Below are 7234 nucleotides of genomic sequence, written 5' to 3'. Positions count from 1 at the left end.
GCCGATTCGGGCCCGCCCACGACCGCCCCGGGGCGCCCGCCGAGGGGCTGGTGTTATCGCACGATTCCCCGGGCCGCCCTACACCCCCCCCCCCCCCACCTCTGTAGGTCAGAGGGTGATGCCGAGGAGGGCGTCGACGGCGCTGCGGATGAGGCCGGGCGCCGCCGGGTCCGTGCCGTCGCGGCGCAGGGCCTCGCTCGTCCACGCGTCGATCGCCGCCAGGGCCTTCGGCGTGTCGAGGTCGTCCGACAGGTGGTCGCGCAGCCGGGCGATGGTGTCCTCCGCGGACGGACCGGTGGCGAGCGAGACGGCTTCCCGCCAGCGGGCCAGCCGGGCCTCCGCCTGGGTCAGCAGATCGGCCGTCCACGCGCGCTCGGCGCGGTAGTGACCGGCGAACAGCGCCAGCCGGATCGCGCCCGGGTCGACCTGGTCGGCCCGCAGCCGGGAGACGAACACCAGGTTCCCGCGCGACTTCGACATCTTCTCGCCGTCGAGGCCGATCATCCCGGCGTGCACGTAGTGGCGGGCGAACGGCCCGTCCTTCGCGACGGCCTCGGCGTGCGCCGCGCTGTACTCGTGGTGCGGGAAGATCAGGTCCGAGCCGCCGCCCTGGAGGTCGAACCCGAGGCCGAGGCGGTTGACGGCGATCGCGCTGCACTCGATGTGCCAGCCCGGGCGGCCCGCGCCCAGCTCGGACTCCCACGACGGCTCGCCCTCGCGGGCCACGCGCCACAGCAGCGCGTCCAGCGGGTGACGCTTGCCGGCGCGGTCGGGGTCACCGCCGCGCTCGGCGAAGAACTTGGTCATGGTCGGCTCGTCGTAGTTCGACTCGTAGCCGAACTTGCCGGTCGCCGTGTGGTCGAAGTAGACGTCCGGGAACTCCGGGTCGTCCGCCCGGTAGGCGGCGCCGCCCGCGAGCAGCTTCGCGATGACCTCGACGATCTCGGGGATGCTCTCCACCGCACCGACGAACTGCTTCGGCGGCAGTACACGCAGGGCAACCATGTCCTCGCGGAACAGCGCCGTCTCGCGCATGCCCAGCACGACCCAGTCGTCCTGGTCGCGCTGGGCGCGCTCGAGCAGCGGCTCGTCGATGTCCGTCACGTTCTGCACGTAGTGGACGTCGTGCCCGTTGTCCCGCCACACGCGGTTCACCAGGTCGAAGGCCAGGTACGTCGCGGCGTGCCCCAGATGCGTCGCGTCGTAGGGCGTGATGCCGCAGACGTACATCCGGGCGGTGGCGCCGGGTGCGGTCGGGCGGATCTGCCCGGTGGCGGTGTCGTGGAGCCGCAGCGGGCGGGGGGTGCCGGGGATGCGGGGCACGTCGACCGATGACCAAGTCTGCATACCCTCGACTGTAAGCGCTGCCTCCGCCACCCTCCCGCCCGGTGGGACTCCTCCCCCACGTGGAGCAGCGGCTACTGCCGGCGTGCGACGTTCGCCACGATGGCGTCGCGGACGAACGCCCCGACGCCCGGTCGCTGCTCGTCCTCCCGGACCAGGAACGCCAGCTGCGCCGGCTCGGTGACGTACAGCTCACCGATCCGCTGCTGCGTCTCGTACGAGCACTCGCCCATCACCCGGGCGAGCATCGCCCGGTGCTCCTCGGCGAGGTCCGCCGCCTCGACGCCGTCCGGCGCGCCACCCGCGTCCCGCAATGCGGTCAGGCGGCGCACCCAGTCCTGGCGGGCCGCCTCCCCGGCCGCCAGGTCCTCCTTGGACGGTGGGGTCGCGCCCTGCCACTCGGGCGTGCCGCCCCACCGCCGCGCGGCTTCTTCCGCGTAGCCGTCCGGCTCGCGGAACCCGCCGAACACTTCGAACTTCTCCTCGGGCGTCAATGCGTTGCCCATCGCTCTCGCCTCCATCGCGCGATCGACGGCCGCGACCATCCGCCCCAGCTCGCCCATGCGCGCGACCAGCAGCTCCCGCTGCCTCTTCAGGTGCGCGCCGGCGTCGGTGCCGGGGTCGTCGACGAGGGTCGCGATCGTCTCGAGGGGAAACCCGAGCTCCCGGTAGAACAAGATGCGCTGCAGCCGGTCGAGATCGTCGTCGTCGTAGCTGCGGTACCCCGAGCTCGTCCGCCCGCTCGGGCTGAGCAGGCCGATCTCGTCGTAGTGGTGCAGCGTCCGGACGGTGATCCCGGCCAGGGCCGCGACCTTGCCCACGGGATGCCCCATCGGTTCCCCTTCTCCTCTCCGGCCGGTGTGGCCCTTGCGGTGATCACGGTGGTGCCTCACGCCGCGTGAGGGTCAAGCGTCACCCTTCCGTAGCCGCCGCGCCGGGGCGAGCGCCGTTAGCCTGACTCGATGAGCGCCGAGGTCGTGGTGGGCATCGCGGTCGCCGTGATCGCGCTGGTCACGGCGTTCGTGTTTCTTACGCGTCGCCGCGCGCGGCGACCCCGGCCGATGCTCGGCGCGGTCCCCCGTGCGCCGCTTTCGGCCGTGTCCCGCACCGCGCTCCTGGCCAAGATCGACGAGAAGTTCGCCTCCGGCCGGTTCTGCGTCCTGCTCGGGGGCGGCGGGGTGGGCAAGACCCACCTCGCCGCCGCCTACGTCCGCGCCGGCCGCGGACCGGTCGTCTGGGTGGCCGCGCAGGATCCCGCGAACACCACCCGGGCTTACGCCGCACTGGCCCGGCGAACCGGGCCGGGCGATGTCGAAGCGGCCGCCCGCGAAGGCCTGGCCCGGCTCGACGGCTTCGACGACGCCCTCGTGGTCTTCGACGGCGCGACCGACCCGGACGCGCTCAACCAATGGCTGCCCGCCCGCGCCCGGGTGCTGGTCACGACGACCGTGCCGGACTTCGAGGTCCTCGGCGGCACGATCCCGGTGAGCGGATTCGACGAGGCCGAAGCCGCCCGGTTCCTCCAGGCGCGGGCGGGGCGGGAGGCCGGCACCGCCGCGGCCGACGTCGCCCGGGAGCTGGGCTGCCTGCCGCTCGCACTGGCCCAGGCAGGCGGTGTGATCCGCCGGCAGCCCTTCGCCACCTACCTCGACGAGTTGCCGCACGCGCCGCCGTTGGAGCGTGAGCCGGGCGAGGACCACCCACCCTGCGTCGAAGACACCACGCTCGCCGCCCTGCGCGCGGTGGGGGCGCGCGACAGCCGGGCGCTGGCGCTCGCCGAGCTTCTCGCCGTCCTCGCGCCGTGGGGCGTGCGGCGCGCACTCCTGCATCGAGCGGGACCGGACCCGGTGGCGGTGGACGCGGCTCTCGGCGGTCTCACGGAGGCTGCCCTCGCGGAGTCCGACGTCGGTGGCGAGGTCGTGATGATGCACCGGCTGACGCAGCGCGCGGTGCTGGGCCGGCTGCACGCCGAGGAGCGGCTGGCGACGGCGCTGGACCGGGCGTTCGACGTCGTCTCGGTGGACAACGGGGACCTCGCCGGCCACGCGGCCGCGCTGTGGCGGCACTTCCGCGCGCTGCCCTCGGCCGAGGCGGCCCCGCGGCTGGACCGGATCCTGCGACTGCGGCGGCGCTCGGTCGAGCTGCTGGCGGAAGCGGGCGCGTTCGCCCAGGCGAAAACCCTCGGCCTGGAGGTGCTCGCCGACCACGAGGCCTACCTCCCCGCCGGGCACGCCGACACCGCCTTGGCCGCCCGATCACTGGACCGGGCCGCCTGAGCCGGGGTCAGCGCCGCCGGGCGCAGGTAGTCCCCGAACCGGGCCCGTTCGCCAAGCGAAAACCCTCGGCGGGAAATGCTCGCCGACCGCGGGGCCCTGGCCACCCCGACACCGCCCTGGCCGCCCGGTCGCTGGACCGGGCGGCCTGAGCCGGGGTCAGCGCCGCCGGGTGCGCAGGTAGTCCCCGACCACGGCGGCGCCCAGGCCGTCGAGATCCGGCGCGACCACCCGGCCGCCCGAGCGGCGGGCGATGACGTCGACGAACGCCGTCAGCCGCGGGTCGTCGCCGAGGCGGAACACCGTCACCGACGCGCCCAGCTTGGCCAGTCGGTCCACTTCGGACAGTGTCTTGTGGAGGGTCCGCGGCTGCGGCGGGTAGTCGAAGACCGCTTCGCCGTCCGGTTCCAGGTGTGCGGTCGGCTCGCCGTCGGTGACCATCAGGACGACCGGCTGGGCGTCCGGGTGGCGTCGCAGGTGCTGCCCGGCGAGCAGCAGCGCGTGGTGGGCGTTGGTGCCCTGCTCCCACGCGCCTTCCAGCCCGATCAGCTCCGGCAGCTCCACGGACATCGCGTGGCGCCCGAAGGTGATCAGCTGCAGCGCGTCGTTGCGGAAGCGCGTGCTGATCAGCTGGTGCAGCGCGAGCGCGGTGCGCTTCATCGGCAGCCAGCGGCCCTCCTGCACCATCGACCACGACGTGTCGACCAGCAGCGCCACCGCCGCGCGGGAGCGGTGCTCGGTCTCGACCACTTCGACGTCCTCGACGTCCAGCCGGACCGCGCTCTCCCCCACCGACACCGATCGCAGGACGGCGTTGCGGATGGTCCGCGGCACGTCCCAGGGCTGCATGTCCCCGAACCGCCACGGCCGCGACGCACCCGTCGGCTCGCCCGCGGCGCCCGCCGACTCGGTCTCGCGGTCGCCGGCCTTGCCGCGCAACGCGTTCACGATGTCGGACAGCGCCGTCTCGCCCAGGCGCCGCAACGCCTTGGGCGACAACCGGAGCGTCCCGTCGGCGGCCCGTTCGAACAGGCCCTGGCGGCGCAGCTCGCGCTCCAGTTCGGACAGTCGCCGCGCGTCGACGCCGGCGTCCTTGCCGAGCTGGCGCTCAAGGGACTCCAGGTCGATGTCCTCCAGGCGCGCGCCGGGGTAGGACTGGCCGAGCTGCTCGGCCAGCGCGTCCAGCTCGGCGAGGTCGGCCATCGCCTGGGCGCCTTCGCCCATGCCCAGCGGGTTCTTGCCGCGGAAGCGCTCCGAGCCGGTCCAGTCTTCGCCCGGCCGGGCCGCCTGTAGCTGAGCGTCCAAATTGGCCAGTTGCTGCGCCAGCCGCGGGTCGCCGAACGCCTGCTGGGTCAGCTCGGCCAGCTCCGCCCGCTGCTCGGCCGACATCGAGTTGAGCATCCGCTGCGCAGCCGCCGACCGCTCGGCGAGCGCGTCGATCAGCTCCTCGACGTTCCGGGGGCTTTCGGGGAAGAACTCGCCGTGCTTCCCCATGAAGTCCTCGAAGCGCTCCTGGATGTCCTCGGCGCCCTGGGCGTGCGCGGCGAGCAGGTCGTTGAGGTCGGAGAGCATCTCGTTGATCCGCTCGACGTCCTCGGGCCCTGCGTTCTGCAGCGCCTGCTTCATGCCCTGGAAGCGCGACTCCATCAATTCCTGGCCGAGCAGGTCGCGGATCTGCTGGTAGTTCTCCCGCCCCTGCTCGGCCCGCCAGTCGTAGTTCGCCAGCTCGTTGACGGCCGCGGCCGTGCCGGACGGCAGCGCGTCCAGCTGGGCCTCCCGGAAGCGCGCTTCGTCGTCCGGGTCCGGGAAGAGCTCCCGGCGTTCGGCGTCGAGGGCTTCCTGCAGGAGGCGCTGGACCTCCTGCAGAGTGCCGTCGAGGTTGTTGCGGCGCTGGATCTGCGACCGGCGCTGCCAGAGGCGCCGGGTCAGCTCGTCCAAGCCGGACGTGCGCTCGGTGCCGCGCCGGAGCAGTTCCTCCAGCGCGGACCGCGGCGACGACCCGGCCATGACCTCGCGGCCGATCTCGTCGAGCGCGTCACGCAGGTCGGCCGGCGGCGCGAGCGGGTCCGGCCCGTCGTGCCACGGGCCGTAGGAGTAGCCGTCGGGAAGCGGGACCGCGGTCATCGGCCGTAGACGGTCGTCGCGTCGTCGGAGTCCTTGGCGAGCCGCCGAGCCAGGAACAGCGATTCGAGGGCCAGTTCGACGGCGGCCGCGATCCGGCCGGCGGGTTCGTCGGCTTCGACGCCGGCGCGCCGGGCGACCTCGTGCAGCACCGGGAGCTCCGGCAGGGCTTCGAGGACGTCCTTGCCCGGCACGCGCTCGCCGGTGGCGACCAGGTGCCCGTCGGCGACGGCGTCGGCCAGCGGCCGCAGGTCCAGGCCGGCGAACCGTTCGCGCGCGGTTTCGGCGATCGCGCGGCGCAGCAGGTGCACGAGGTGCTCGATCTCGCGGCCTTCTTCGCCGGGCTCGAACTCGATCTTGCCGCGCAGCACCGAAGGGACGGCGTCGAGGTCGACCGGGCGGGCCACGGCGGGCTCCTCCCCGGTCAGCGCCGAACGCCGCAGAGCCGCGGCCGCGACGGTCTCCGCCGCGGCGACGGCGAACCGCGCCGAGACGCCGGAGCGCTGGTCGATGACCGGTGACTCCCGGAGGTTCCGGACGAACCGGGCGATGACCTCCAGCAGCGGCTCGCCGACCTCGGCGACCAGGTGGGCCTCCTGCCGGACGACGGCGACTTCGGACTCGACGTCGAGCGGGTAGTGCGTGCGGATCTCGGCGCCGAAGCGGTCCTTGAGCGGGGTGATGATCCGGCCGCGGTTGGTGTAGTCCTCGGGGTTCGCGGTGGCGACGAGCAGGACGTCCAGGGGCAGCCGCAGCGTGTAGCCGCGCACCTGGATGTCGCGCTCCTCCATCACGTTGAGCAGGGCGACCTGGATGCGCTCGGCGAGGTCGGGCAGCTCGTTGATGGCGACGATCCCGCGGTGGGCGCGCGGGACCAGGCCGAAGTGGATGGTTTCGGGGTCGCCCAGGCTGCGGCCTTCGGCGACCTTCACCGGGTCGACGTCGCCGATCAGGTCACCGACCGAAGTGTCCGGCGTGGCGAGTTTCTCGGTGTAGCGCTCGGAGCGGTGACGCCAGGTGACGGGCAGCTCGTCACCGAGCTCGGCGGCGCGCCGGATCGACGCGGGCGTGATCGGCTGGAGCGGGTGTTCGCCCAGCTCGGAGCCCTCGATGACGGGCGTCCACTCGTCGAGCAGGCCGGCGAGGGTGCGCAACAGGCGGGTCTTGCCCTGGCCGCGTTCACCGAGCAGGACGACGTCGTGCCCGGCCAGCAGCGCGCGTTCGAGCTGCGGCAGCACGGTGCGGGAGAACCCGACGATGCCGGGCCACGCGTCTTCGCCGGTTTTCAGGGCGTTGAGCAGGTTGTCGTGGATCTCTTGCGCGATGGGCCGCGGCTCGTACCCGGCCGCGCGCAGGGCCCCGGCGGTGCGGGGAAGAGCGTCTGGAACTGCGTTCACCCGTTCGACGCTACTGCGCGATCGGCGGTGCGTCGATGTGGAGCGACTCCAGCGTGGGCGCGCTGCCGGAGTCGGGGACGGGCCGGTAAAATAGGGCGT

At 73.5% G+C, this 7234-nt stretch carries 5 protein-coding genes; 1 reads left to right on the top strand and 4 read right to left on the bottom strand.

The window, feature by feature from the left end:
- Positions 1–108: 108 nt before the first annotated feature.
- Both mshC and AB0M59_RS44320 read right to left on the bottom strand, forming a co-directional pair.
- Positions 109–1347, bottom strand: coding sequence for a cysteine--1-D-myo-inosityl 2-amino-2-deoxy-alpha-D-glucopyranoside ligase (gene mshC, locus AB0M59_RS44325; protein ID WP_364627759.1), 1239 nt, complete (start codon positions 1345–1347; stop codon positions 109–111).
- A 71-nt stretch (positions 1348–1418) separates the two neighbouring features.
- On the bottom strand, positions 1419–2177 hold the full coding sequence (locus AB0M59_RS44320; protein WP_364627758.1) for a MerR family transcriptional regulator: 759 nt from the start codon (positions 2175–2177) through the stop codon (positions 1419–1421).
- A 129-nt stretch (positions 2178–2306) separates the two neighbouring features.
- Between AB0M59_RS44320 and AB0M59_RS44315 the strand changes: the two genes are divergently transcribed.
- Complete coding sequence (locus AB0M59_RS44315; RefSeq protein WP_364627757.1) at positions 2307–3620, top strand: hypothetical protein; 1314 nt, start codon at positions 2307–2309, stop codon at positions 3618–3620.
- A 156-nt stretch (positions 3621–3776) separates the two neighbouring features.
- Here the strand turns inward: AB0M59_RS44315 and AB0M59_RS44310 are convergent, their stop codons facing one another.
- Both AB0M59_RS44310 and AB0M59_RS44305 read right to left on the bottom strand, forming a co-directional pair.
- Positions 3777–5741 carry a VWA domain-containing protein gene (locus AB0M59_RS44310; RefSeq protein WP_364627756.1) on the bottom strand — a complete coding sequence of 655 codons (1965 nt, stop codon included), beginning with the start codon at positions 5739–5741 and terminating at the stop codon, positions 3777–3779.
- Positions 5738–7135 carry an ATP-binding protein gene (locus AB0M59_RS44305; RefSeq protein WP_364627755.1) on the bottom strand — a complete coding sequence of 466 codons (1398 nt, stop codon included), beginning with the start codon at positions 7133–7135 and terminating at the stop codon, positions 5738–5740. Before AB0M59_RS44305 ends, AB0M59_RS44310 begins: the two co-directional genes overlap by 4 nt.
- Positions 7136–7234: the final 99 nt, after the last annotated feature.

It is taken from the genome of Amycolatopsis sp. NPDC051371, from assembly GCF_040682155.1.
Taxonomy (GTDB): Bacteria; Actinomycetota; Actinomycetes; order Mycobacteriales; family Pseudonocardiaceae; genus Amycolatopsis.
This window is presented reverse-complemented; position numbering and strand designations above follow the sequence as displayed.